General features: G+C 76.5%; 25 protein-coding genes. 7 read left to right on the top strand and 18 right to left on the bottom strand.

Going from position 1 to position 24,163, the window contains the following annotated elements:
• The first annotated feature begins 57 nt into the window (after positions 1–57).
• Positions 58–858 carry a thioesterase family protein gene (locus tag ACZ402_RS18015; RefSeq protein ID WP_375825497.1) on the top strand — a complete coding sequence of 267 codons (801 nt, stop codon included), beginning with the start codon at positions 58–60 and terminating at the stop codon, positions 856–858.
• Here the strand turns inward: ACZ402_RS18015 and ACZ402_RS18010 are convergent.
• The 14 genes from ACZ402_RS18010 to ACZ402_RS17945 form a co-directional block, all read right to left on the bottom strand.
• Positions 845–2,182 carry a condensation domain-containing protein gene (locus ACZ402_RS18010; RefSeq protein WP_375825498.1) on the bottom strand — a complete coding sequence of 446 codons (1,338 nt, stop codon included), beginning with the start codon at positions 2,180–2,182 and terminating at the stop codon, positions 845–847. The genes ACZ402_RS18015 and ACZ402_RS18010 overlap by 14 nt on opposite strands.
• Entirely contained in the window at positions 2,179–2,946 is a 768-nt protein-coding gene (locus tag ACZ402_RS18005; RefSeq protein WP_375825499.1) for a 4'-phosphopantetheinyl transferase family protein, read from the bottom strand. The genes ACZ402_RS18010 and ACZ402_RS18005 overlap by 4 nt, the downstream gene beginning before the upstream one ends.
• On the bottom strand, positions 2,943–3,713 hold the full coding sequence (locus ACZ402_RS18000; RefSeq protein ID WP_375825500.1) for an HAD-IA family hydrolase: 771 nt from the start codon (positions 3,711–3,713) through the stop codon (positions 2,943–2,945). Before ACZ402_RS18000 ends, ACZ402_RS18005 begins: the two co-directional genes overlap by 4 nt.
• A complete protein-coding gene (locus tag ACZ402_RS17995; protein WP_375825501.1) occupies positions 3,710–5,917 on the bottom strand; it encodes a hypothetical protein in 2,208 nt (735 codons plus the stop codon). The genes ACZ402_RS18000 and ACZ402_RS17995 overlap by 4 nt, the downstream gene beginning before the upstream one ends.
• Positions 5,914–7,755: an MATE family efflux transporter gene (locus ACZ402_RS17990; RefSeq protein ID WP_375825503.1), complete on the bottom strand. Its 1,842-nt coding sequence runs from the start codon at positions 7,753–7,755 to the stop codon at positions 5,914–5,916. Before ACZ402_RS17990 ends, ACZ402_RS17995 begins: the two co-directional genes overlap by 4 nt.
• A 58-nt stretch (positions 7,756–7,813) precedes the next feature.
• Positions 7,814–8,971 carry an acyl-CoA dehydrogenase family protein gene (locus ACZ402_RS17985; protein WP_375825504.1) on the bottom strand — a complete coding sequence of 386 codons (1,158 nt, stop codon included), beginning with the start codon at positions 8,969–8,971 and terminating at the stop codon, positions 7,814–7,816.
• Entirely contained in the window at positions 8,968–9,786 is an 819-nt protein-coding gene (locus ACZ402_RS17980; RefSeq protein WP_375825505.1) for an acyl-CoA dehydrogenase family protein, read from the bottom strand. The genes ACZ402_RS17985 and ACZ402_RS17980 overlap by 4 nt, the downstream gene beginning before the upstream one ends.
• A complete protein-coding gene (locus ACZ402_RS17975; RefSeq protein ID WP_375825506.1) occupies positions 9,783–10,730 on the bottom strand; it encodes a hypothetical protein in 948 nt (315 codons plus the stop codon). The genes ACZ402_RS17980 and ACZ402_RS17975 overlap by 4 nt, the downstream gene beginning before the upstream one ends.
• A gap of 1 nt (position 10,731) precedes the next feature.
• The gene (locus ACZ402_RS17970) at positions 10,732–11,022 is read right to left on the bottom strand and encodes an acyl carrier protein (protein WP_047233438.1); all 291 of its coding nucleotides are present in this window, start codon (positions 11,020–11,022) and stop codon (positions 10,732–10,734) included.
• A gap of 71 nt (positions 11,023–11,093) precedes the next feature.
• Positions 11,094–12,410, bottom strand: coding sequence for a type III PLP-dependent enzyme (locus ACZ402_RS17965; RefSeq protein WP_375825508.1), 1,317 nt, complete (start codon positions 12,408–12,410; stop codon positions 11,094–11,096).
• Positions 12,407–13,882 (bottom strand): preATP grasp domain-containing protein, encoded by a 1,476-nt coding sequence (locus ACZ402_RS17960; protein WP_375825509.1) that lies wholly within the window; start codon positions 13,880–13,882, stop codon positions 12,407–12,409. The genes ACZ402_RS17965 and ACZ402_RS17960 overlap by 4 nt, the downstream gene beginning before the upstream one ends.
• A complete protein-coding gene (locus ACZ402_RS17955) occupies positions 13,879–14,856 on the bottom strand; it encodes a 3-oxoacyl-[acyl-carrier-protein] synthase III C-terminal domain-containing protein (protein WP_375825510.1) in 978 nt (325 codons plus the stop codon). Before ACZ402_RS17955 ends, ACZ402_RS17960 begins: the two co-directional genes overlap by 4 nt.
• Positions 14,853–15,119 (bottom strand): acyl carrier protein, encoded by a 267-nt coding sequence (locus ACZ402_RS17950; protein ID WP_375825511.1) that lies wholly within the window; start codon positions 15,117–15,119, stop codon positions 14,853–14,855. The genes ACZ402_RS17955 and ACZ402_RS17950 overlap by 4 nt, the downstream gene beginning before the upstream one ends.
• Entirely contained in the window at positions 15,116–16,942 is a 1,827-nt protein-coding gene (locus ACZ402_RS17945) for a fatty acyl-AMP ligase (RefSeq protein ID WP_375825512.1), read from the bottom strand. Before ACZ402_RS17945 ends, ACZ402_RS17950 begins: the two co-directional genes overlap by 4 nt.
• 231 nt (positions 16,943–17,173) lie before the next feature.
• Here ACZ402_RS17945 and ACZ402_RS17940 point away from each other — a divergent pair, with 231 nt between their 5' ends.
• Positions 17,174–17,893, top strand: a complete 720-nt coding sequence (locus tag ACZ402_RS17940) for a helix-turn-helix transcriptional regulator (protein WP_375825513.1) — start codon at positions 17,174–17,176, stop codon at positions 17,891–17,893.
• On the opposite strand, the gene ACZ402_RS17935 is transcribed toward ACZ402_RS17940, so the two are convergent.
• The 3 genes from ACZ402_RS17935 to ACZ402_RS17925 all read right to left on the bottom strand — a co-directional run bounded on the left by ACZ402_RS17935 (position 17,890) and on the right by ACZ402_RS17925 (position 19,344).
• Positions 17,890–18,309, bottom strand: coding sequence for a VOC family protein (locus ACZ402_RS17935; RefSeq protein ID WP_205201125.1), 420 nt, complete (start codon positions 18,307–18,309; stop codon positions 17,890–17,892). The genes ACZ402_RS17940 and ACZ402_RS17935 overlap by 4 nt on opposite strands.
• A gap of 157 nt (positions 18,310–18,466) precedes the next feature.
• A complete protein-coding gene (gene arfB / locus ACZ402_RS17930) occupies positions 18,467–18,904 on the bottom strand; it encodes an alternative ribosome rescue aminoacyl-tRNA hydrolase ArfB (RefSeq protein WP_375825514.1) in 438 nt (145 codons plus the stop codon).
• A gap of 83 nt (positions 18,905–18,987) precedes the next feature.
• Positions 18,988–19,344 carry an iron chaperone gene (locus ACZ402_RS17925; RefSeq protein WP_375825515.1) on the bottom strand — a complete coding sequence of 119 codons (357 nt, stop codon included), beginning with the start codon at positions 19,342–19,344 and terminating at the stop codon, positions 18,988–18,990.
• A 147-nt stretch (positions 19,345–19,491) separates the two neighbouring features.
• Here ACZ402_RS17925 and ACZ402_RS17920 point away from each other — a divergent pair, with 147 nt between their 5' ends.
• Positions 19,492–20,118: a superoxide dismutase gene (locus tag ACZ402_RS17920; RefSeq protein WP_375825516.1), complete on the top strand. Its 627-nt coding sequence runs from the start codon at positions 19,492–19,494 to the stop codon at positions 20,116–20,118.
• 129 nt (positions 20,119–20,247) lie between these two features.
• Here ACZ402_RS17920 and ACZ402_RS17915 read toward each other — a convergent pair whose 3' ends face one another.
• Positions 20,248–20,958, bottom strand: a complete 711-nt coding sequence (locus ACZ402_RS17915) for a metal-dependent transcriptional regulator (RefSeq protein WP_375825518.1) — start codon at positions 20,956–20,958, stop codon at positions 20,248–20,250.
• A gap of 118 nt (positions 20,959–21,076) precedes the next feature.
• On the opposite strand from ACZ402_RS17915, the gene ACZ402_RS17910 reads away from it, so the two are divergent.
• The 4 genes from ACZ402_RS17910 to ACZ402_RS17895 form a co-directional block, all read left to right on the top strand.
• On the top strand, positions 21,077–21,421 hold the full coding sequence (locus ACZ402_RS17910; RefSeq protein ID WP_375825519.1) for a PadR family transcriptional regulator: 345 nt from the start codon (positions 21,077–21,079) through the stop codon (positions 21,419–21,421).
• The gene (locus ACZ402_RS17905; RefSeq protein WP_375825521.1) at positions 21,418–22,362 is read left to right on the top strand and encodes a permease prefix domain 1-containing protein; all 945 of its coding nucleotides are present in this window, start codon (positions 21,418–21,420) and stop codon (positions 22,360–22,362) included. The genes ACZ402_RS17910 and ACZ402_RS17905 overlap by 4 nt, the downstream gene beginning before the upstream one ends.
• A gap of 9 nt (positions 22,363–22,371) precedes the next feature.
• Positions 22,372–23,586 carry a cell division protein ZapE gene (gene zapE, locus ACZ402_RS17900; RefSeq protein WP_375825522.1) on the top strand — a complete coding sequence of 405 codons (1,215 nt, stop codon included), beginning with the start codon at positions 22,372–22,374 and terminating at the stop codon, positions 23,584–23,586.
• 89 nt (positions 23,587–23,675) lie between these two features.
• The coding region (locus ACZ402_RS17895) for a ClpX C4-type zinc finger protein (protein WP_375825523.1) at positions 23,676–24,163 on the top strand (488 nt) is incomplete at its 3' end.

Genomic DNA, 24,163 nt, shown 5'->3' with positions numbered 1-24,163 from the left:
ACACTCGTGGGGTCACCCGCTCGCAGAGCCGAGCGACCACCCCCACCGAGGAGCACGATGGCGTACTTCTTCCGCACCGGCCCGACGACGTTCCGCGCGACCCCGCACGTCGGCGGGGCGTGGCGCACCGACGAGCAGCACGTCGCGCCCGCGCTCGGGCTGCTCGCGCACGTCGTCGAGACCGACCGCGTCGCCCGGGGGCGCGACGACCTCGCGGTGTCGCGCCTCGCCTACGACATCTGGGGCGTGTTCCCGATCGGCGACGTGGAGACGCAGGTCAGCGTGGTGCGCCCGGGGCGGGGCGTGGAGCTCGTCGAGGCGACGCTCTGGTGCGCGGGGCGCTGCGCCGTCTCGCTCCGGGCGTGGCTCGTGCGGACGGGCGACACCGCCGACCTCGCCGGTGGGGCACCGTACCCGGTGCCCGGCCCGGACGATACGGCGCCGTGGGACCCCGCGACCGTCTGGCCCGGCGGCTTCATCGACTCCGTCGAGGTCCGCCGCACCGCCGTCGAGCCGGGACGCGCGACGGTCTGGGTGCGCACCGACGTGCCGCTCGTCGCCGACGAGGAGGTGGGCCCGCTCGCGCGCACCGCGGGTCTGCTCGACGCCGCCAACGGCATGGCCGTGCGCGCGGACCCGCGGCAGGTCGCCTTCCCCAACGTCGACCTCACGGCCCACCTCTTCCGCGCGCCGCTGGGCGGCTGGGTCGGCCTGGACACCTCGGTCGTCTTCGGCCCCGCGGGCTCCGGCGTCACGCACAGCACGCTCCACGACGAGGCCGGACCGTTCGGGACGCTCGCGCAGGCCCTCGTCGTCCGCGCGCTCGCCGCGCCGGAGGGTGCCCCTACCGGCGCGTGACCGTCCCGCCGTGGCTCCCCGCGCGCGACGCGTCGAGGACGCAACGCTCGACCTCCCGGACGACCCGCTCGGCGGTCGCGTCGTCCAGGCGCGCCGTGTCGGCGGTGAGGACCACGTCGATGCCGCCGTCCGGGGCGTCGACGAGGTGCAGCGTGAGCGAGACGCCGCCCTGCTCGTCGGACGCGTCGGCGCGCGCGAGCCGCCGCGACCGCGTGGGGCGGGCGCGCAGCGTCCGGTCGGGCCCGGTGCCGCGGCGGTCGTTGTACCAGCAGGTGCCGTCGTGGGCGGTCGACGGGTCGGCGGCGGCCTCCTCCTGGAGCCGGTCCTTGTCGTAGTACGCCGACCGGTACGCCGTCATCGCCGCGCGCCAGACCCGCGTGCCCACCTCGTCGAACGGCGCGTCGAGACCGTCGACGTGCACCAGGCCCTCCATCGCCGTCGTGACGACGGCCTCGGCGAGCTCCCGGCGGAAACGATTGCTCACCATGACCTGCAGCGCGAGGTCGTCCCGGCCCGCGGCGGCGGCGAGCGCCCGGCACGACGCCGCGAGCAGGACGCCGGACGCGCTCGTGCGCCAGCGCGCCGCCACCCGCTCGGCCGCAGGCCCCAGGCGACGCGACCGCAGGACCGTCTGCCGGTACCGCGGACCGCCGTCGAGCGCCCCGGCGGGACGCGGCGCGAAGACCTGCGCCGGGGCCGCGCGCATGGTGCGCAGGGTGCGTGCGCGCGCCGCGGCGTCGTGCCGCCGCCCCTCGTCCGAGGCCTGCCAGGCCGCCTCGTCGAGCGGCGTCCACGCTCCGACGTCCGGCAGCGTGGCACCCGCGGCGAGGGCCGTGAGGTCGCCGTCGAGCACGGGCAGCCCCCAGCCGTCGAGCGCGGTGTGCGCGACGACGAGCACGGTGTGGTGCACCGCGCCGTCCACCGTCACGAGCCCGGCCCGCACGGGCAGCTCGGCCGGGTAGTCGAACGCACGACCCCAGAGCTCGTCGCGCAGGCGCGCGCCGTGCGCGGCGACGTCCGCCACGTCGGTCACACGCTCCTCGACGACCTCGACCGTCCCCGCCCCGCACAGCTCCTGGCGGAAGCCGCCGCCGTGCGGGTGGACGCGCGTCCGCAGCGAGTCGTGCCGCTCGACGAGCGCGCGCACGACGGCGGTCGCGGCCTCGGTCGGCACGGGCTCGTCGAGCGGCCCGCCCCACACGAGGTTGAACTGGTGGTCCAGCGGCTCCAAGGCGGCGAGCGCCCGTCGGATCGCGGTCTGGCCCCACGTCGCGGGCCCCTCGCCCGCGCGACCGCTCACCTCGACACGGTGCACGACCCTCACCACGCACCTCCTGCGCCCGTACGCACCGGGGGCGACGGGTGCTCCGCGCCCCAGACCCGGGTGCGCAGCGCGTGCGGCCGCGGCCCCGGCGTCGCGCACGCCGCGACGGCGCCCGCGGGTGCCGCCACGTCGCTCACCCACCACTCCTGCCCGCGCCAGGGGCCGCCGTCGGCCCGCACCAGCCCGGACGCCCGGACGTCGAGCCCGAGCACGTCGAGCAGCCGTCCGCCGACCGCCTTGGCGCACGCCTCCAGCCGTGCGAGGCGCCGCCACGGGTCGGCGTCCGCGTCCGACCGTGCGTCCTCGGGGGCGAGGAACCGCGCGGCGAGGCGGTGGACGTCGACGCGCGGGTCGCGCACCTGCACGTCGACGCCCACGTCCGTCTCGGCGAGCGCCACGAGCGCGTGGTCGCCGCTGCGGCTGAGGTTCCACCGCTGCCCGACGACGGGGCCCGGCTTCCCGTGCGGCCCCATCTCCCAGCGCACGTCGGCGGGCGGCAGCCCCGTACGCGCGGCGAGGATCTCGCGCGCGGCGACGTGGGCGCGCACGTACCGCGCGGCGTCGGCGGGCGAGGCGAGGCGCCGGGCACGGGCACGCTCCGCCGCGTCCAGCACCTCGGCGCCGAGCACGACGTCGCCCGCCGTCGAGCACGACCTGGCTGTCGGAATCGAGCCCAGAACGACACTGATGTCGTGCTCGGCGGGGGGCGGGGTCGTGGTGACGAACCACAGCTCGACCTCGGGCTCCGGATCGACCGCGCTCACGCGACGAACTCCGGCAGGCCGTCGTCGTCTTCCAGCAGCTCGTCGAGCGGCCCCTCGGCCGCGCCCCCGAACGTGCCCGCGCCGCGCGTCGTCACGACGACCTCCACCCGGCGGTCGACCGCGCGGGCGACGACCGGGCGCAGGTCCGGGACGCCGTGGTGCGCGCCGGGGACGTCGTCCGGGCCGACGGCGAGCACGGTCGCCGTCGCGCCCCGGCCCGCGGCGACCCCGGCCGCGGAGTCCTCCAGGACGAGGCACCGCCGCGGGTCGACGCCGAGCAGCCGCGCCCCCGCGAGGAACCCCTCCGGGTCGGGCTTGCCGCGCGTCACGTCCTCCGCGCACACGAACCGCGCCGGCACCGGCAGCCCGGCGGCCGTCAGCCGCGCGAGCGCGACCTCGCGCGCCGCCGACGTCACGACCGTCCAGGCCCGCGGGTCCAGGCCGTCGAGCAGCTCCGCCGCGCCGGGCACCGCGACGACGCCCTCGGTGTCGTCGCACGAGATGCGGTGCAGCCACTCGACCTCGCGCGCGACGTCGGCGTCCGGCGCCACGAGGCGGACCACCTCGACGTCGCGACGGCCGTGCGACGCCGTGACCACCGCGTCGCCGTCGAGCCCGAGCCGGGCCGCCCACGCGAGCGTGTGCCGCTCGATCGCGGCCGAGGAGTCGACGAGCGTCCCGTCGAGGTCGAGCAGCAGGGCCGCCCCACGCCACGCCCACGCGCCGGCCGACGCGCGCGCCGACGCACCGGTCGGGATCGCGTTCACAGCAGCTCCACCGCGCGCGCGAGCCGCGCCTCCGCGTGGAGGTCGGCGTACCGCTGCGCGAGCCCTGGCACGTGCAGCAGCCCCAGCGCGGCCGGGCTCGGCCGCCCCGGCGCGTCACCGTCCGCGCGCGCCACGACCGGCAGCACGTGCGCCGCGTCGGCGCCGGCGAGCGCCACCAGGACCTCCGCCGCCGTGAGGTGCGCCGCATCGGCATCGGTGAGCGTCACCAGCGCCTCCGCCGCGGTGACGTGCGCGGCGGCGGACGGGTGCGCCGTCGTGCGGTGCGGCTCGCCCGCCGTCGCGCCCGGCGGTGCGGGGACCGCCCTGCGCGCCGCCCACAGCCCGCGCGAGACGTAGCGGCCGCCGGGATCGACGCCGAGCAGCCCGCGCGGCTCGACGTGCTCGCACGCGAGGATCTCGACGACGGCCCGGCCGCGCGGGCCGTCCGCGCCGTCGGGCGCCTCGCGTGCGTCAGGCGCGTCAGACGCCTCGGGTGTCAGGGGTGGCACGGGACGGTCGGACGGGCCGGAGGGCGTCCCGCCCCCGCCCGCGGCGTCGTCGGCCCCGCCGACGCGGTCCTCGCCGGTCCCGGCGACACGGTCCTCGCCGGTCCCGGCGACACGGTGCTCGGCGCTCCCGGCGACACGGTGCTCGGCGGCGCCGTCGAGGTCGACCTGCGCGGTGAGGCGCCGCACCGCGTCCTCGGCGCGCGCGCCGCACGCCGCGCAGTCGTGCACGACGACGCGCACGGGCACCGCGGGTCCCGCCGCCCGGCACACGACCTCGGCGTCGCGCTCCCCGAGAAGCCGAGCGGCGGCAAGCACGGCCCGGTCGACCGCCGCGCCGTCGCGCGCCCCCGCCCCGACGACGGGTGGCGAACCCGGGGTTGTGGGCGACCCCGGCTCCGAACCCGCCCGTAACCCCGGGTTCGACGGGGTACCGGTCGACGTCTTGCCGGCGAGCAGCGCGTCGAGGCCGAACGCTACGAGCTCTTCGACCAGGTTGTCCGGGCGGTCGGCGGGGAGGAGGCCGGAGAGCACCCACGTCCGGACGGCGGCGGCCCGGTGCGCCGGCGCGTCGGGGCCGGCGGGCGGGGGCCAGTCGCTGTGCGCGACGTCGTGGCCCAGCAACCAGCACGCGGCGCCGAGCTCGAGCAGCGCGTCCCGCGAGACCTGGCCGAGCTCCGGGGAGGCGCCCGCGACGAGCACCGACACGTCGTGCGCGACGGCCGCCGGGTCGACGCCGAGCCACCACGACCACGCGTCCCAGCCCCAGCCGAACGGGTGCTCGAGCGGTTCGCCCGCGCCCGGACGGAGCACGCGCAGCGTGCAGCGCGACCGTTCGAGCGTGACCGCGACGGGCCGCCCGGTGGTCGGCGAACGGGCCGGCTCGCGGTCGAGGCCGGGCCGGTCCCAGGCGTCCGGGTCGACGGCGTCGCCCGCCGGGACCGTCGCGTGCCGGGCCCCGTGCGCGTCGTTGCCCGCGAGGCTCGGGCCGTCACCGTGCTCCAGCAGGTGCGGCAGGGTCGCGACGACGGGGTAGCCCTCGCGCGCGCAGAACGTCACGACGGCCTCGTCGTCGTCCCGCTCGTCGTCGGGCAGGGTCGCGAGGTGCGCGGCGAGGCGCAGCGCGCCCTCCGCGGGGAGGACGAGGCCGAGCGTGGGCACCCACTCGTCGTGCCCGAGCGGCGCCCACGCCTGCCCGGCGACGGCCGCGGCGCGCACGAGGTAGGCGTTGCGCGGGCTGTTCCAGTTCGAGTAGAGCGCGACGGCGTGCCGGTCCCGCGCGCGCACGGCCCGCAGCACGAGCTCGGCGAACCCGGGGACCGGGGTGACGTCGTCCTGCAGCACGAGGTGGTGCGTCGCGCCCGGGGCCACGGCGGCCCACGCGCGCTTCGCGGTGCGCAGCGGGCTGGGCGGACCGTCGGGCTCGGGGTCCTCGACGACCCGCACGTCGAGCGGCGCGCACGCCGCGACCAGGTCGGAGACGTCGCCCCGCGCCGGGTGGTGCATGACGACGACGCTGAGCACGGGCTCGGGGGCGACCGAGCTCGGACCGGTCGCCGTCCGCGGGAGCGCGCCCATTCCCGGCACGGCACGGACCGACGCGTCGCGGACCGACGCGTCGCGGACCGGGACGTCGCGGACCAGTGCGGTACGGGCCGGGGCGTCCTGGGCAGGCGGCGTCGTCCCTCGCGCGGTCACGGCGCGACCTCCACGGCCGTCCCGGCGGTCTCGGCCGTCCCGGCGGTCTCGGCCGAACCGGCCGTCCCGGCCGTCTGAGCCGTCTCGGCCGCCTCGGCCGCCTCGGGCGCCTCGGCCGCCTCGGCCGCCTCGGCCGGAGCTTCGACGGCCCGCCGCCGGACGAGGCGCACCGCGACGGGGAGCATGACGACGAGGCCGACGACGTTCGTCACCGCGATCGTCGCGTACAGCGCGGCCGGTCCCCCGCCCGCGCGCGCGAAGATCCCGCCGACGCCGAGCGAGACGGCGTGGTAGAGCACGTTGAGCGTCACGGCGACGCGCCCGTACCCGAGCTGCTCCAGCAGGGTCAGGAGGTACAGCACGAGCCCCACGCCCGCGTACGACGGGCCGACCACCCGCAGGTAGAGCGCCGCCTGCGCGGCGACGTCCGGGTCGGCCGCGAGCTGACCCGCGACGAGCGGCGCGGTCAGCAGGACGAGCGCCCCCACCACGACGTACACGCCCGCGACGACGACCGTGCCCGCGCGCAGAGTGCGCGGCAGCAGCCCCAGCTCGCCCGCACCCCACTGCTGGTTCATGACGATGCTCACCGCCGCGGCGAGCCCGATCGCGGGCACGATCACGAGCGTCTGGACCGTCGCGGCGCCGCCGAACCCCGCGACGACGTCGGTGCCCGACGGCCCGAGGACCCACACCATGACGAGGTTCGTCACCGTGAGGAGCAGGTAGGACAGGCCGACCGGCAGGCCGACGCCGAGGAGCAGCCCGCGCACGTCGACCCGTTCGACGCCCACGCCCTCGGCGGGCGCGTCCGACGTCGACGGTTCCGCGACGTCCGGGGCGGCCGGGGGGACGGACGTCGCAGCACCCGGCCGTCCGGGCCGTGCCGTGGCCGGGGTCGGAGCCGTCGTCGTCGCGGACGATGGCGGCAGGGGCGGAGGCGGGGGCGGAGGCGGGGCCGGCGTCGTCCACGAGCCGGCGGGCAGCGCCCGGAGCACCCGTCGCCACCACGCCGCCAGCCGCTGCGGTGCCGGGTGGTGGCGCAGGGCGAGCGCGCGACGCAGCCCGGGGACGTGACCCGGCCGCGGGAGGAGCCGGGCGCGCACGAGGAGCGCCCAGGCGACGCCCGCGCCGACGAGCGTGGAGCCCGTGATCGCGACCGGGACCGCGAGCACGCCGAACCCGCCCACGAGTCCGACGAGCCACACGACGAGCACCTGGAGCCCCGCGACGAGCAGCGCCACGGTCGCCGACGCCCCGGTGCGCGCCCACCCGCGCAGCGCGGCGGCCGCGACCGCCGTCGGGACCGACAGCACGCTCGCGACCACGGTCCAGCGCGCGAACGCGACGAACTCGGCGACGAGCGGCGCAGGCACGGACAGCACGGCGGCGAGCACCGGCGCGGCCAGGACCACGAGCAGGGCGACCCCGCCGAGCACCGCCGCGCCCGCCGCCACGAACCGCCCCAGGAGCGCCGTGGTGGCCGACCTCGGGACGACGGCCGCGCCACCGTCCTCGCCCGCGCCGGCCCCGCCGCCGTCCTCGGCGTCGTTCCCCGTGCCGGGGCCCCCGGCCCGGCCCCGGGACCCGTGCAGGCGCGCGAAGCCGACCTGGGTCGAGACGTCGAGGCCCTCCTGGACGGCGAGGACGAGGAACGTCACGGGGATGAAGAGCGACCGGACGTAGAGCGCGTCGTCGCCCATGTGCCCGAGCAGCGCCGCGATGACGAGCTGTGCGAGCGCCCCGACGACGAGCGCCGCGCAGATCGGGGCGGCGAGGCGCACGACGCGACGCCGCAGGGCCCCGACCGTCGGGCCCACGACAGGAGGCGGCGGCACGGGCGGCGGCGCCTCCGGTCGCGGCGAGGCGGTCGCGACCGGGGTCGCGCCCGCCTCCCTAGACGAGCTCGGCATGCCGTGCCCTGCCCTGCAGCCAGCCCTGCGCGAGGGTGAGCCGCTGCACGGTCCGCGTGCCCTCCATCATCTCCAGGCCGGGCACGTCGCGGACCAGCTTGTCGAGGTACGGGTGCTCCCACCGCGCGCCCGGGCCGAGGAGCGGCGGCACCGCGTGCGTGACCTCCTCGGCGAGGTCGAGCGCGGTGGCCTTGGCCGCCGCCGGCAGCGTCCCGTCCGCGGGGTCCGCGTCGGCGGCGCGTGCGGCCTGGAGCACGAGCGCGCGCGCGGCGTGGAGCCGGTCGTCGAACGTCTCCAGGCGCCAGCGCTCGTCGGCGGTGAACGACGACCGCTCGGCGCGCACGTAGTCGAGCGCGGCCTGCGTGACACCCACGGCGAGCGACGCGACGACCGGGCGCAGCCGGTTGAAGGTGCGCACGGCCCCGAGGAGCCCGCGGCGCGACGGCGACAGGTGCCGCCCGAGCGTGTCCTGCTCCAGCAGAGCCACGTCGTGCAGCCGCACCTCGCCGAGCTGCACGGCGCGCATCCCGGTGGTCACGAGCGGCGCGGCGTCGAAGCCGGGCCGGTCGGTGTCGACCAGGTAGACGCCGACGCCCAGCGGGCCCGGGCGGTGCCGGGCGAACACGACGCCGAGGCTCGCGCGCGCGACGTTGCCCACGTACTTCTTGTGGCCGCGCAGCACGGGAGCGCCCTCAGCCTGGGCGACCGCGGTCTCCAGCGCCGCCGCGTCCGAGCCACGGTCGGGCTCCGTGAGGCCGAAGAACGTCCACGTGCCCGGCTGCGCCACGCGACGGTAGAAGCGGTCGCGCTGCTCCTCGTCGGCGAGGTCGTCCACGACGACCCCGGACATGGACGGCCCCGGTGCCCCGACGACGACGGACGCGTCGCCCCGGGCGAGCGTCTCGGCGACGACGACGCGCTCCACGCACGTGCGCACGTGCACCGGCACGCCCCGCACGCGCAGCGGGTCGTCGAGATAGCCGGGCGGGAACCCGCCGAGCTGCCGGTACGGCAGGGCGCCGGAGTCCAGGAGCACCTGGAGCGCGGCGGGGTCGGCGTCGATCGCGAGGGCGTGCTCGCGGAGCGCGGCGCCGACGGGCCGCAGGTGGTCGCGCAGCGCGACGAGGTCCACGGTGCTCATGCGTCCTGCCCCTCCCGGCCGTGGGGTGTCTCGGCGACGCGGCCCGGCAGCGTCCCGCTCGCGTGGCCGAGCAGGTCGATCGTGCGCGCGAGCCGCGCGGCGTCGCCGTCGACGTACCCCGACGCGCCGAACAGGTTGTGGACGGCACGCGACGAGCGGTCGAGGACCGCGGTGACGCGCGCGAGCGACGTCCCGGAGACCGCGGGCCCGCGGTCGGGCGACCCGGCGGCGGCGTCCCGCGCCGCGACCCCGCCCAGGAGCGCCTGCGCCTCGAGGTGCGCGAGCGCGGCGTCCGCGAGGACGAGGCGGACGGGCGGCAGGTTCACCGTCGCCGTGCCGCCGACCGTGCGGCCCCGCAGCCGCTCCACGGCCCGGTCCGTCAGGCGCTCGCACAGCCCGGTCCGGACCCACGCGACCCCGACCCGCCAGGCGGCGTCGGCCGCGGCGGACGCGGCGCCCTCGTCGGCGGCGGGTGCGGCGGGCCTGGTCGCCTCGGCGGCGGGCGCGGCCGATCCGGGTGCCACGGTGGCGTGGGGCGCCCGCCACACGAGCAGCGTGCCGACGTCCGACGCCACCTCGCCGACCCGCGCCCACCCGCCCGGGGGCGGGACGTCGTCGGGCAGCAGGACGCACTCGCCCGGCAGCGCCGCGACGGGCAGCAGGTCCCCGAGCGCGGTGAGCGCCGCGACCGCGCCGAGCTCGCGCGCGACGGCCCGCAGGTCGGCCGGGACGGCCACGCGCATCGCTGCGCCGCCCTCCTCTGGCAGCGCCTCGACCGCCGCGACGGGGGCAGGGGCGACGACGTCCGTGCTCATGCGAGCACCGCCTCTCGTGACAGGTCGTCGGCCTCCGGGGAGGCCGCGGCGACGGAGCGCGGGCCGAGGACGAGCGAGCAGCGGTAGCCCAGCTCGAGGCACCGCTCGTGCAGGACGACCGGCGCGTCCGGGACGTCGTCGCACGCGGCGAGGACCTCCCAGACGCCCGTCGCCGCCGCGCCCGGGTCGGCGTGCAGCACGACGCCGCCGTCGACGTCCGGCACCTCGCCCGGGTCGACGTCGATGCCGAGGACGACGCGCCGGGCGTCGGGCGACGGCTCACGCCCCGGCGCCTGGGCGACGTCGTGCACCGCGGCAGCCGGACGGGGGCCGCGCGCCGCACGCGCGACCGACAGCGCCTGGACCGGCCGGCCCGCGCCGCCGTGCCCGACGACGAGCGCGACGACGCGGTCGCGCGCGGGGACGCGCGTCGCGGTCGGGGGCAGCGTGCACTGCTCCAGGACGAGGACGAGGGCATCTCCCCCGAGCCCGACCCCCTGCGGACCGCCGTGCGCGAGCTCCTCGTGCGCGAGCCGCAGCGCCGTGAACGGGCCCGCGAGGCCCTGCTCGGTCACGCAGAACGTGTACGGCCGGTCGTCGAACAGGTCGGCGACGAACCCGCCGAGCAGGCGTTCGTGCTGCAGGTCCGGGGTGGTGACGACGAGGACGACGAGGCGCACGTCGTCGAGCAGGCCCCGGTCGCCCAGCGCGGCGCGCGCCGCGCGGATCATCGTCGGGTAGTCGCGGCCCGGCCCGGCCTCGAGCCAGTCCGTCGGCTGGTCCTCGCCGTACACGTACCGCAGGTCCTCGGCGACCGACCGCCGCGTGCCGTCCCCGACGGGGACGAGGTCGTCGACCGGGACGTCCACGGCGCCCCGCACGCGCAGGACGGCGCCGCCGGGCTCCGCCCAGGACGCTGACCCGCTCCCGCCCCCGAGCGTCACGTCAGTTCCGCGTCGAGTGCTCGACGACGAAGTCCGTCAGCGAGCCCACGCTCTCGAGGTGGTGCTGCTCGAGCGACTCCGGGTCGACCTCCATGTCGAGCGAGTCCTCGAGGGCCATGAGCAGGCCGAGGACGCTCGTCGAGTCGAGGTCGAGGTCGTCGAACAGGCGGGTCGCGTCCGTGACGTCGGGCAGCGGGCGCCCGAGGACGCTCGACAGCGCCTCGACGACCGCGCCGACGACGCGCTCGCGGCCGAGGGCCTCCTGGGACTCGGTGTTCGTGCTGGTGCTCACGATGTTCCTCCGGGTGGTGGGTCAGGCGCCCGCGGGAGCGGGTGGCGGGTGACGGCCGGACGGCCGGCGGGTCAGGGGGCGGCGACGGCCTCGGCCGGGGCGACGCGCGCGCCGAGGTCGTGGAAGACCTGGCGGGCCAGGAGGTCGTCGGGCGTGTCCGCCTGCCGGACGAGGAACGCGTCGTCGCCCAGCGTCAGCACCTCCGCGGGATACCCGTGGCTGAGGAAGTGCACGGGCGACGCGGTCGCGCCGTACGCGCCCGAGCGGTCGACGGCGACGAGGTCGCCCGCCGCGAGGTCCGCGGGGAGCGGGACGGCCTTGCCGATCGTGTCGTTGGGCGTGCACAGCGGGCCGGTGACGTTCCACGGCACGTCCTCGGCTCCCGACACAGGGCCGATCTTGCGCATCGGGAAGTTGCGCTTGACGAACGAGCCGATGCCGACCGCCGCCATGTGGTGGTTCGTCCCACCGTCGGCGACGGCGAACCGCTCGCCCATCGACTCCTTGACGTAGCGCACGCGCGCCACGTACGTGCCGCACAGCGCCACGAGGTACCGGCCGAGCTCCATGACGAGGTCGGTCGCGGGGTGGCGCTGCACGAACGCCTCGATCACCGGGTTGAGCGCCGCGGTGAGGACGTCGACGTCGAGGTCGCGCTCGCGCTCGAAGTACGCCACGCCGAGCCCGCCGCCGACGTCGACCAGCTCGAGCGGGAACCCGAGCCGGTCCGCGAGCCGCTCGGCGAGCTCGAAGATGCGCGTCGTGTTCTCGACGATCGTGCCCTCGTCGAGGATGCGCGTGCCCATGTACACCTGGACCCCGACGACGCGGGCCGTCGTGAGCCCGGCGCACAGGTCCGGCGCGTCGAGGAGCTGCTGCTCGTCGATGCCGAACTGGCGCGGCTTGCCGCCCATCGTGAGCCCGGAGCCCTTGACGGAGAACGACGGGTTGACGCGCAGCACCACGCGCGCGGCGCGCCCCGTCGCGCGCGCGAGCTCGTCCACCAGCGCGAGCTCCGGCAGCGACTCGACGATGATCGCCCGCACGCCCGAGTTGAGGCACGCGACGAGCTCGTCCCGGCTCTTGCCCGGCCCGAGGAACAGGATGTCCTGCGGGGCGACCCCCGCCGCGAGCGCCGTCCGCAGCTCGGTGAGCGACGACACCTCGGCGTTCGCCCCGAGCGAGTGCAGCAGCCCGCAGATGCTGACGTTGGGGTTCGCCTTGAGCGAGTAGAAGATCCCCAGCGCGGGGTGCAGCCGCTCGCGCAGCGCGCGGTAGTTCGCGGCGAGCACGTCGCCGTCGTACACGTACACGGGCGTGCCGAACTCCTCCGCGACCGCGGTGAGGTCCGCGTTCCCGGGCGTCGGCCGGCTCGGCGTCGCGGTCATCGGGGGTCTCCTTCGGTCGGGTCCGCGGTGGGTCCTGCGGTGGTGCGCCCGGCCAGCCGCTCCGTCACGGCGCGGTCGAGGCGGGTCAGCGCGTCCTCGTCGGGCGCGACGAGGAGGCCGTGGAGCCGGCCGGCGAACGTGCCGCCCGGGGTCGGGGACGACGCGCCGGCGTTGACGGTGCCGGTCCCCTGGACGACGAGGCCCGCCTGCCCGGGCGCGCCGGGGAGCAGGTCGCCGAGGACGTCGTGGAGCGCCGCGAACGGCAGCGGCGCGTCGAGCACGAGCGGGTACTGCCGCGCGAGCGCGACCCAGCCCTCCGGCTGGAACCGCTCCTGCAGGGGGACGGTGTACGTGGACATGTTGCTGCGCGCGTTGATCTCCAGGACCGGCAGCAGCGAGCCGTCCGTGCGCACGAGCGCGTCGACCCCGACGAGGCCGTGGAAGCCGTCGGACGCGAGGCGCGCGCCGAGCCGGCCCGAGAGCTCGGCCAGCGCGTCGACCTGCGCCGCAGGCAGGCGCGACGGGATGCGGTGGCCCTTGTGGACCCCGCCCTCCGTGATCGCCTCCTTGACGAAGTCGAACGCGACCGAGCCGTCCTGCGCGACGGTGAAGTGGTAGTTGAGGTCGGTCGCCTTGTCGGCCCAGACCTCCACGACGACGGCGAGGCGGTCGTCGCCCGAGCGCGCGGCCCGGCGCGTGACCATGCGCACGAGCTGGTCGAGGCGGCGGGGGTCGTCGACGACGAGGATCCCCTTGCCGGAGACGCCGTACGCGTCCTTGACGCCCACGGTCGCGCCGTCCGCGACGAGCCGGGCCGCCTCGGCGCACGCGCGCTCGAAGTCCTCGACGGTGCGGCACGCCCAGCCGCGCGCCTGCTCGATCCCGAGCTCGTCGCACAGCCCACGGCTGTAGACCTTGCTGTTGACGGCCTTGGTCGTCGCGGCGTCGACGAGCACCGAGCGCAGACCGGTCGCGGCCGCGAGGTCCTCCTCCGCCGCCGACGTCCCGTGCGCGAGGAGACGGACGCCGTCCCCCGCGAGGTCGCGCAGGCGCGCGAGCAGCGCGGGCGAGTCGAGCGCGTCGAGCGTGACGGTGCGCAGGGGGTCGCTCGACTCGGCGACGTGCACGGTCGGGAGCCCGACGCCGAGCGCGTCCAGGTGGGCGAGGTGGTCCGGGTCGGGCTCGGCCTTGAGCACGACGTGGTCACCGGGGCCGGCGAGCAGCAGCGCGAGCTCGTCCATGCGGTTGACGAGCGCGGCCGTCGCCGACGCGCCCCCGACCGAGGGCAGGCCGACCTCCCCGACCGCCCACGCGTCCTCGACCTCGAAGTTCCCGAGCAGCACCAGCGGCGCGTCGGGGGCGCCCGCGAGCGCGCGCTTGGTGCGCGCGAGGAACGGCTCACGACCGGTCGCCGTCAGGGCCGGCGGGGCAGCGTCCGGGGTGGCGGCCTCCGCCACCTGCTCGACCGTCATGCGGGCTCCTCCGTCTCGTGGGGCGCGTAGCGCAGGACCATGGCGGAGAACGTGGCACCCAGCCCGACCGCCACCATGAGGAACGGGTCGCCGGGGCGCAGCCGGCCCTCGGCGCGCGCGGCGGCGTAGCCGATGAACGAGTCGGCGCCGAAGCAGTGGCCCGTCACGGGCACGTCGTCGAGCCGGACGCGCGCGATCGGCAGCCCGAGGCGCGAGCACAGGCGCCGCCACGACACGCGGTTCACGTTGTGCGGCAGGACGAGCGCGAGGTCGTCCAGCGTCAGGCCCGCACGCTCGACGGCCTCGACCACGACCTCCGCGAGCACCTCGGTGTACGCGACGCCGAACGGCGCGGCCAGGTCCTCCGGGAGCGGGACCTGGTGGTACTCGCCCAGGGTGCGCGTCGCGTAGGACAGCACGGGGCTGCCCTCCCGCGCCGAGACCCCGCCGGTCGCGTCCGCCGCGACGAGGACTGCCGCCGTGCCCTCGCCCATGATCGTCGTGCCCTCGATGAGGCGGGACCCGGGGCTGAACGCCTTCTCCCCGGTGAGGACGAGCGCGAGCGCGTCGGGGTCTCCGTCGGCCGCGAGCAGGCGGCCCGCGACGTCGACCGCGAGCAGCGCGGACGCGCACGCGTGCTGGGTGAGGGTCCACACGACCGCGTGGTCCAGCCCGAGGCGGTCCGCGGCGTCGTGCAGGGGGTTCACCCCGACCGGAGCGACCGTCGCGATGGTCCGCGCGCCCAGCACGTACCGCACGCGGTCCTCGTTGCCCGCGAGGCCGGGCACGGCGCGCGCCGCGGCGACGAGCAGGTCGGTGAGGCTCTCGTCCGGCGCCGTGCACACCTCGCGCAGCCCGAAGAACCGCTCGAACACGCCCAGCTCGAGGTGGTCGAGGCCCAGCTCGTCCGCGAGGTCGCGGATGGGCACGCGCGTCGCGGGAACGTGCGCGCCGACGTCGACGAGGGTCGTCATGCCGCGGTCCCGGGGACGTCCACGACGCTGCGCAGGTGCTCGGCGAGCGCCCGCGGCGTCGGGTTGTCGACGACCGCCTCCGGGTCCAGGTCGACGCCCAGCGCGTCCTCCAGGTCACCCAGCAGGGCGAGAACCTGGACCGAGCCGAGGCCGAGCCCGGCGAGGTCGCCCGCCGGGTCGACGTCCGCGGGCGCGACCCCCAGGGCGCTGGCGACGTGCCGGAGCACGAGGTCGTCGAGAGAGTCGGGCAGCGGTGCGGTCATGAGCGGGTCCCTGCGAGCTCGGTGCGCGCGCGGTCGCGGGACGCGCGCAGGGAGTGGAGCGCGGCGAGGTCGCCCGCGCCGTGCAGGTCGCGCGCCCGACCGCGCTGGATCTTGCCGCTCGTGGTCCGCGGCACCTGGCCGGGACGCACGAGGACGACGTCGTGCACCGCGGCGCCCGAGACCGAGGCCAGGTGGGAGGCCATCTGGCGCACGACGGCGTCGAGCTCGTCCTCGGCGCTCGCGCCGTCGAGACGAGCCCCCGGCGTGGGCCGGAACTCCTGGACCGCGCACAGCGTGCCCGGCAGGCCCTCCGCCTCGAACACCGCGCCCGGGCGGCCCTCGGCCCCGGGGTGCAGACGGCGCAGCTCGCGCTCGAGGTCGTAGGGGTACAGGTTGCGCCCCGCGACGATGAGGAGCTCCTTGATCCGGCCCGTGACGACCAGCTGGCCGCCGTGCAGCGCGCCGAGGTCCCCGGTCCGCAGCCACGGGCCGGTGCCGTCGGCCGCGACGGCGCCGAACGTCTCGGCCGTCGCGCCCGCCGCCGCGTCGCCCCAGTACCCGGCCGCGACCGTGCCGCCGCGCAGCCAGACCTCCCCGACCGCGCCGTCCGGCACCTCGACGCCCTGGTCGTCCACGAGGCGCAGCTCCACGCCGCTCGGCAGGCCGCAGCACACGAGCCGCGCGCCCGGGACGCTGCCCCGGCCCTGCGCCGCGGCGTCCGGGAGGGCGGAGAGGAACGACGCCTCCTCGAGCACGACCAGCCGGCCGTCGGCGAGCGCCGCCTCGTCGGCGGTGATGACGAGCGGGAGCCGGCGGTCCGGGTACGTCGCCGTCAGCGTCGCCTCCGCGAGGCCGTACCCCGGGCCGTGCGCCGAGCCGCGGAAGCCCACGGGCTCGAACCGGCGCGTGAAGGCGTCCAGGACGGCGGGGTCCACCGGCTCGGCCCCGCCGAGCGCCCAGCGCAGGCGGGTGAGGTCGAGCTCGGCGAGCTGGTCGTCGCGCACGCGCCGCGCGCACTGGTCGTAGCCGAAGTTCGGTGACGCCGTGACGGTCGCCCCGGTCTCGGTGATCGCGGAGAGCCAGCGGACGGGACGCTTGAGGAACGACGTGGAGGGGACGATGACCGCCGTCGCGCCCAGGCCCAGGGGGACGAGCAGCATCCCGACGAGCCCGAAGTCGTGGTACCCCGGCAGCCAGCTGCAGAAGACGTCCTCCGGGACGAGGCCGAGGGTCGTCGTGAACGCCTCGTGGTGGTGCAGGACGTTCGCGTGCGTGACGACGACGCCCTTGGGGCTGCTCGTGGACCCGGAGGTGTACTGCAGGAACGCGACGTCCTGCGGGCCGGGGCGCCCGCGCCGGGCCGGTCCGTCCGTGGCGCCGTCGACCACGGTCACGACGACGGGGCCGCCGTCGGCGCGCCGCAGCGGCTCGGCCCACTCGGTGGTCTCGCTCGCGGCGGTCGGGTCGACGAGCACGACGGCGGCGTCGCAGTCGACGAGCATGCCGCGCACGCGCTCGCGCTGGTAGGCCTGCCCGCCCGGGAGCGGGGACGGGACGGGGATCAGGCCCGCGTAGAAGCAGGCCACGATCCCGACGACGAACGACGCGGTCGCCGAGTAGAGCACGAGGGCGCGGTCGCCCTGCTCGTACCGGTCCGCGAGGTCGGCCGCGAGCGCGGCGGCCTGCGCGTCGAGCTCGGCGTAGGTCAGGGTGCGCCGCTCGCCCGCCTCCGGCACGACGACGACCGCCGCGTGGTCCGGTCGCTCGCGTGCATGCTCGTGGACGAGGTCCACGAGGGTCAGGTCGTCCGGCTGCGCGCCCATGTGGCCCCCTCCGTCACCGGCGCCGGGACCGTCCCGGCACGTAGGACGCCGGGCAGCACGAAGCCCGACCCGGCGGTCCGGGGGAAGCCTGGCAGCGGAACGTCGCGGTGTAAACAAATCCGACGTGTCCGGAAGAGGACAAATGCCCGCTGACCTCCGCGTTCGTCACAAGGGTCCGACCGCCGGGACGGCTCTCGGCACTCCCGAGGAGGTCGACTACAGTCACCCCGTGTGACGTCGTCGGAGCGGGACCCGGTGCTCGGCGCCAGGCGCTCCGCGAGGGCCGTCGCGCTGCGCCGCGCGCGCGACGTCCTCGTCCTCGACGACGGCAGCGGTGACGACCCGGACCCGCTGTGGGCACGCGTGCGCGACCGCGCCCGCCGCGGGGCGCACGTGCGGGTCGTGACGGTCGAGCGGGCAGCGCCGCCCCGCGTCGGGCCGACGGACGACGCACCGCCCGACGACGGGCTCGACGACGGTCCCGGCGGCGACGGACCGCTCGCCGGTGCACCACCGGCCGCCGACCACCGCCCGGGACCCAGCGCCCCGGACGACGCGCCCGACGGCGGCCCCGCCGTCGAGCACCGCGTGGCGCCGGCGCTGCCCCTGTCGCTCGTCGCCCTCGACGACACGGTCGTGCTCGTCGCCCGGCCCGACCGCACGCGCGCCGTGACCGACCGGGACGCCGTCCTCGCGCTGCGAGCGCTCGCCGAGTCCGAGTGGGGCCGGGCGCGGGCGGCCGACGACGCGCTGGCCCCGAGCGAGGACACGCTGCTGCGGCTCCTCGCCGAGGGCAAGACCGACACCGCCGTCGCCGCGCGGCTCGGGGTGTCGCCGCGGACGGTCCGGCGTCACGCGGCCGGGCTCATGGGCCGGCTCGGCGCGACGAGCCGGTTCGAGGCGGGCGCGCGGGCCGCCCAGCGCGGCTGGATCCGGATCACGGACCGCTAGCGCGCGGCCGCCGCCGCCAGCTCCGCGTCGCTGCGCAGGATGCAGAACTCGTTGCCCTCCGGGTCGGCGAGCACGACCCAGCCCCCGCCGTCGGGCGTACGCCGGTCCGCGACCTGCGTCGCCCCGAGCGCGAGCACGCGCTCGACCTCCTCCTCGCGCGTGCGGTCCGTGGGCCGCAGGTCGAGGTGGACGCGGTTCTTCAGCTCCTTGTCGTCGGGCACCTCGACGAACAGGACGTGGCCGCGGCTCTCGGCGGGCGTCGTCGCGTCGGCGGGCGGGATGATCATGCACTCCTCGTGGCCGGGGAGGTTGGGGTCGCCGGGCACGTCGGTGTACCCGAGGACCTGGGCCCAGAAGACGGACTGCGCGTAGGAGTCGCGCGCGTCGAACGTGGTGTGGGAGATGCGAGAGGTCATGGTCGCGACCCTGCCACGCCCCGGGGCCACGCGGCACCGCATTATCAGCGGACCTCCCGCCGAGCACGGGGTTGCCGGCGTTCTCGCGCCGAGAACGACAGCGACGTCGTGCTCGACCGCGCGTGAGGTCGTGCTCGGCGAGCCGCGACGGCCCCGGTCAGTCCTGCGGCGGGCGGCGCAGGCGCTTGACCTCGGTCCGCCGCTTCTTGGCGCCGATCCGGCGCTCCACCGAACCGCGCGTGGGCCGCGTCGCGCGCCGCGGCGGGCCGGGCGGGGCGACGGCGTCGGCCAGCAGGGCGGCGAGCCGCGTCCGCGCGGCCTCGCGGTTGCGCCGCTGCTCCCGGTGCTCCGAGGCCGCGACGGTGACGACGCCGTCCACGACCCGCCGTCCCAGCCGGTCCAGCACCCGGGCGCGCTGGGACTCCGTGAGCACCGCCGACCGCGCGACGTCCCACGACAGCTCGACGCGCGAGTCCGTCGTGTTGACGCCCTGCCCGCCCGGCCCGGACGAGCGGGAGAAGCGCCACGACAGCTCCGCCTCGGGGACGACCAGGGTGGTCGTCACGCGGAGGCCGGGGCGGGCGTCGTCGGGCATCCGCCCATGGTGCCCGACGGCGCCCGCGGGGCCCAGGGGATTCGGTCGCGCCCCGCGGGCGCGGGCAGGCGACGGCCCGACGGTCAGCGGTCGAGCTGCGCGTCGATCTCCGCGACGCGGGCCGCGACGAGGTCGCGGACGACGTCGTCGGGAAGCGGATGGTCGCTGGAGAACCGGACGGTCCCCTTCGCGTGCGAGAAGCCGTCGAGCCGCGGCTCGACGGCGGTCACCGCGGCCGGGCTGAACGGGTAGACCGCGAGGTGCTTCGCCGACGCCATGGCGCTGAGCAGCGCCTTGCCGCGGTGCAGCAGGGCGGGCATGCCGTAGCTCGTGCCCTCGGTGGCGTCGGGCGCGACGTCGCGCGCGACCCGGACGACGCGCCCGAGGGTCGTCCGGTCCGGCTCGTCGAGGCCGGCCAGGTAGTCCGTGACGGTCCCCATCCGGAAATCGTCCCGCGGCCCGCGGCGGACCGCTCGCCGAGCGGGACGGTCCGTCCGACCTGCAAGATCACAGTGCGCCCACCTTGACCTCAACCGTGGTCGAGGTCCTAGCGTGGCTGCATACCGACGGAAGGAACCTGAGGAACCATGCCTGTCTACTCTCTCCCCGAGCTGTCCTACGACTACGGTGCGCTCGAGCCGCACATCTCCGGGCGGATCATGGAGCTGCACCACTCCAAGCACCACCAGGCCTACGTCACCGGCGCGAACACCGCCCTGGAGAAGCTCGCCGAGGCCCGCGAGACCGGCGACTTCGCCGCGATCAACCTCCACGAGAAGAACCTCGCGTTCAACCTCGGCGGCCACGTCAACCACTCCGCCTTCTGGACCAACCTCTCCCCCGAGGGCGGCGGCGAGCCCACCGGCGAGATCGGCGCCGCGATCGACGAGCACTTCGGCTCCTTCGATGCCTTCAAGAGGCAGTTCGCCGCCGTCGCCGCCGGCGTCCAGGGCTCGGGCTGGGCCATCCTCGCCTGGGACTCCATCGGCTCCAAGCTCGTCACCGTCCAGCTCTACGACCAGCAGGGCAACCTCACCCTCGGCCTCACGCCGATCGTGCTGCTCGACGTCTGGGAGCACGCCTACTACCTCGACTACCAGAACGTGCGCGCCGACTACGTCACCGCCTGGTGGAACCTCGTCAACTGGTCCGACGCCGAGGCCCGCCTCCAGCGCGCCAAGACCCAGACCGCCGGCCTGATCGTCCCCGCCTGACCAACCCCCCGCGAGGACAAGCCCCGCCCGGGCGGGCACAACACCGCCCGCCCGCGAGAACGACATGAGGGTCGTTATCCACTGGATAACGACCCTCATGTCGTGTTCGGCGCCCTGCCGGGCGACGGGTCAGTCCGCCGTGACGAAGAGGTGGCGCGCTACGTCGTCGGGCAGGTCGAGGACCGTCTCCGCGCCGTCGCCCGAGACCGTGACGGCGCCGTCGTTCACCGCGACGACGAGGGTCTGGCGCGGGAAGACGCCCGCCTCGGCGAAGCGCGCGAGGAGGTCGACGTCGACCTGGACCGGCTCGGCGATGCGCTGGAGCACGACGCGCACCTCGGCCCCGTCGGTCGTGCCGCTCGCGGCGAGGTGCGCCGACAGGGAGACGACGCCGTCGAGGTACTCGACCTCCGGCAGGTCCTCGCCCAGCTCGCGCAGGCCCGGGATCGGGTTGCCGTAGGGGTCGTGCGCGGGGTGGTCGAGGAGCGCGACGAGGCGCTGCTCGACGAGGTCGCTCATGACGTGCTCCCAGCGGCAGGCCTCGGTGTGCACCTGCTCCCAGTCGAGCTTGATGACGTCGGTGAGCAGCCGCTCGGCGAGGCGGTGCTTGCGCATGACGCGCACCGCCGTCTGCTGCCCGAGCGTCGTGAGCTCGAGCTGGCGGTCGCCGCCGACGACGACGAGGCCGTCGCGCTCCATGCGCGCGACGGTCTGGGAGACGGTCGGCCCCGAGTGCCCGAGGCGCTCGGCGATCCGCGCGCGCAGCGGGGGGATCCCCTCCTCCTGCAGCTCGTAGATCGACTTCAGGTACATCTCGGTGGTGTCGATCAGGTCGGTCACTCGGCCTCCCGCGGCAGGTACGCACTCTTCTCTGGAACCGTTCCAGTCTAGCGCTCCGGCGTCGACACGATGATGTGCCAGTTGTGCATACTGTGTGCCGCACACTATGGTGTGAGGTATGACCGATCCCGAGATCTTCGCCGGGCACAGCCAGGAGGTGCGCCGAGGCTCCGTCGTCGTCGCGAGCCTGCTGCTGCTGCGCACGCCCGGCTACGGCTACGGGCTCCTCGAGGCGCTCGCCGCGGCGGGCGTCCCCGTCGACGCCAACACGCTCTACCCGCTCCTGCGCCGGCTCGAGAAGCAGGGCCTCCTCGCGAGCGAGTGGAACACCGACGAGGCGCGGCCGCGCAAGTTCTACCGCACCTCCCCCGCGGGCGAGCGCTTCGCCCGCGACCTGCTCGACGAGTGGCTCGCGATCGCGCGCAGCCTGCAGACCATCGACTCCCAGGAAGGCACGTCATGACGCTCACCGACCGCTACGTCGCCGCCACGCTGCGCCGCGTCCCCGCGGACCAGCACGCCGACCTCGAGCAGGAGCTGCGCGCGTCCGTCGCCGACGCCGTCGAGGCCAAGGTCGAGGCCGGCACCGACCCGGCCCGGGCCGAGACCGACGTCCTCAACGACCTCGGCGACCCCGACCGCCTCGCGGCCGACCTCGCGGGCCGCCCGCTCTACCTCATCGGCCCGACGCTCTACCTCGACTGGCTGCGCCTCCTCAAGGTGCTGCTCTGGGTCAGCCTCATCCCCGGTGCGATCGTGCTCGCGACGGACCTCGTCGACGGCGACGCCGTCGGGTCGGCCATCTGGAGCGGCATCTGGACGACCGCGTCGGTCGCCCTGCAGATCGCGTTCTGGACGACGCTCGTCTTCGTCCTGCTCGAGCGCTACGGCACCCCGCGGAGCCAGGACGAGCTCACCGGCCCGTGGACGGTCGACCGCCTCCCGAGCGAGCGCGCGCCCCGCGAGGTCACCCTCGCCGACACGGTCGTGTCGGTCGGCCTGCTCGTCCTGGTCGCCGCCGTGCTCCTCCTCCAGAACGTCGCGACGTACCGGGGACCCGACGGCACCGCGGTCCCCGTGCTGCAGCCCGACCTGTGGCCCGTCTGGACCGGCGTGCTCGTCGCGCTCGTCGCGGTCGAGATCGTGCTCACGATCCTCGTGTACGCGCGCGGCCGGTGGACCGTCGGCCTCGCGGTCGCCAACACCGTCGTCGGGGCGCTGTTCGCCGGCGCCGTCGTCTGGCTCGCGAGCGCCGACCGCCTCGTCAACCCGGCGTTCCTCGACGTCACGGGCGGCGACTCGGTCACCTGGCTCTCGAACGCGATCATCGCGGGCACCCTGGTCATCACCGGCTGGGACGTCGTCAGCGTCTGGGTGAAGGCCCTGCGCAGCCCGCGTGCCTAGGCTGGCCCGGTGACCCGCTCCCGCCTCGACCGCACCCGGCGTGCGGTCGAGGCGGCGGCCGCACGCGAGGGGTTCGCGCTCGACCCGGACCAGTCCGCGCTCCTCGACCGGCTCGCCCGGCTCGGCGACGAGCTCGCCGGGGCCCGACGGCGCCCCGTCCGCGGGCTGTACGTGTGGGGGCCCGCGGGGCGCGGGAAGTCGTGGCTCGCAGGGGCGTTCTTCGCGGCCGTCGCGGCCGGGCTCCCCGCCGGCGCGGCCAAGCGGGTCCACGTGTACGACCTGTTCCGCGCGCTGCACGCGGCGATCCACGCCCAGCGGGTGAGCGCCCTCGCCGGGCCGCGCCCCGCCGTCGGGCAGGGCGGCCCGACGCGCGGGTGGCGCACCCGCGCGGCCGCGCCGACCGCGGAGCCTCCGCCGCCCGGGCCGCCGGAGGAGTCGGCGGAGCCACGCCCCGGCACCGTCGACGCCGCGATCGACGACCTCCTGCGCGGGACCACGCTGCTCTACCTCGACGAGCTCCACCTGCACGACACCGGCGACGCGACCCTGCTCACCCGGCTCCTGCGCCGGGCGTTCGAGGCGGGCGTCGTCGTGCTCGCGACCTCCAACTACGAGCCCGGCACGCTGCTGCCGAACCCGCTGTGGCACCACGTCGCCGAGCCGGGCATCGCGCTCCTGCGGGCGCACCTCGACGTGGTCGAGCTCGCCGGCCCGACCGACTACCGGACGCTCGGGGGTCGCGGCCGGGGCGGGTTCGCCGGCGGCGCGTGGCTCCGTCCCGGCACGACGGCGCAGCTCGCCGACCACGGGCTCGTCGCCCCCGCCCAGGGGTCGCGGGCGCTCGTCCGTACCGGGACGCGGTCGTTCGAGGTCACCGCCGCACGGGCGGACGGCGAGCTCTGGGTGACCTTCGACGACCTGGCGGGCCGGCCCACGTCCACGCTCGAGTACCTCGACTGGGCCGCGCGCTTCCGCCGCTGGGTCGTGACCGACGTCCCGCTGCTCACCGACGTGGACCGCGAGGCCCAGCAGCGGTTCATCGCGGTCGTGGACGTGCTCGTGGACGCCGACGTCGAGCTCGTCGTCACGTCGCACCGCGCCCTGGCCACCTTCCGCACGACGATGCCGGACCGGCCCGACGCCTTCCGGACGGCCAGCCGGCTCCAGCTCCTGGCCGCGCCCGAGGACGGTCTTCGTCCTCCCGCGGGCGCCCCGCGCGGCTGAACCCGGCACGCCCGGACCCGGGAGAGCGACCCGGCGTGTCGTGGGCGGCGGCTACGATCGGCCGCAACCGACTGGACTGGAGGCACCCGGTGGCACGCACCGACGGCACCGACGACACGCGCGGGCAGCGCGGTCCGCGCGCGGCGGACGCGCTCACGTGCTCGTTCTGCGGCAAGTCCCAGCGCCAGGTGAAGCGGCTCATCGCAGGGCCCGCGGGCGTGTTCATCTGCGACGAGTGCGTGGCCCTGTGCCTCGAGATGGTCGAGGAGGACCGCGAGGCCGAGAACGCGTCGCAGGACGTCGTGACCGGCGACGGTCCCCTCCCCACGCCGCACGAGATCTTCGCGCACCTCAGCCGCTACGTCGTCGGGCAGGACGGTGCCAAGCGAGCCCTGGCCGTCGCGGTGCACAACCACTACAAGCGCGTCCGCGCCGCCGCTGCCGCCGAGGAGGCCGGCGACGCCCCCGCGACAGACGACCCGGACTACGTGGAGCTGGCGAAGTCGAACATCTTGTTGATCGGTCCGACGGGGACGGGCAAGACGTATCTGGCGCAGACGTTGGCGCGGATGTTGAA

Source organism: Cellulosimicrobium sp. NPDC030954 (assembly GCF_055571305.1).
The sequence above is the reverse complement of the archived record's forward strand: the minus strand, read 5'-3'. Positions and strand labels throughout refer to the sequence as shown.

Excerpts from the sequence above, each read along its gene's own strand:
- ACZ402_RS18015 (WP_375825497.1), top strand. The coding sequence starts at position 58 with ATGGCGTACTTCTTCCGCACCGGCCCGACGACGTTCCGCGCGACCCCG.
- ACZ402_RS17985 (WP_375825504.1), bottom strand. The coding sequence starts at position 8,971 with ATGAGCACCGTGGACCTCGTCGCGCTGCGCGACCACCTGCGGCCCGTC.
- ACZ402_RS17980 (WP_375825505.1), bottom strand. The coding sequence starts at position 9,786 with ATGAGCACGGACGTCGTCGCCCCTGCCCCCGTCGCGGCGGTCGAGGCG.
- ACZ402_RS17965 (WP_375825508.1), bottom strand. The coding sequence starts at position 12,410 with ATGACCGCGACGCCGAGCCGGCCGACGCCCGGGAACGCGGACCTCACC.
- ACZ402_RS17960 (WP_375825509.1), bottom strand. The coding sequence starts at position 13,882 with ATGACGGTCGAGCAGGTGGCGGAGGCCGCCACCCCGGACGCTGCCCCG.
- ACZ402_RS17955 (WP_375825510.1), bottom strand. The coding sequence starts at position 14,856 with ATGACGACCCTCGTCGACGTCGGCGCGCACGTTCCCGCGACGCGCGTG.
- ACZ402_RS17950 (WP_375825511.1), bottom strand. The coding sequence starts at position 15,119 with ATGACCGCACCGCTGCCCGACTCTCTCGACGACCTCGTGCTCCGGCAC.
- ACZ402_RS17945 (WP_375825512.1), bottom strand. The coding sequence starts at position 16,942 with ATGGGCGCGCAGCCGGACGACCTGACCCTCGTGGACCTCGTCCACGAG.
- ACZ402_RS17935 (WP_205201125.1), bottom strand. The coding sequence starts at position 18,309 with ATGACCTCTCGCATCTCCCACACCACGTTCGACGCGCGCGACTCCTAC.
- arfB (WP_375825514.1), bottom strand. The coding sequence starts at position 18,904 with ATGCCCGACGACGCCCGCCCCGGCCTCCGCGTGACGACCACCCTGGTC.
- ACZ402_RS17925 (WP_375825515.1), bottom strand. The coding sequence starts at position 19,344 with ATGGGGACCGTCACGGACTACCTGGCCGGCCTCGACGAGCCGGACCGG.
- ACZ402_RS17920 (WP_375825516.1), top strand. The coding sequence starts at position 19,492 with ATGCCTGTCTACTCTCTCCCCGAGCTGTCCTACGACTACGGTGCGCTC.
- ACZ402_RS17910 (WP_375825519.1), top strand. The coding sequence starts at position 21,077 with ATGACCGATCCCGAGATCTTCGCCGGGCACAGCCAGGAGGTGCGCCGA.
- ACZ402_RS17905 (WP_375825521.1), top strand. The coding sequence starts at position 21,418 with ATGACGCTCACCGACCGCTACGTCGCCGCCACGCTGCGCCGCGTCCCC.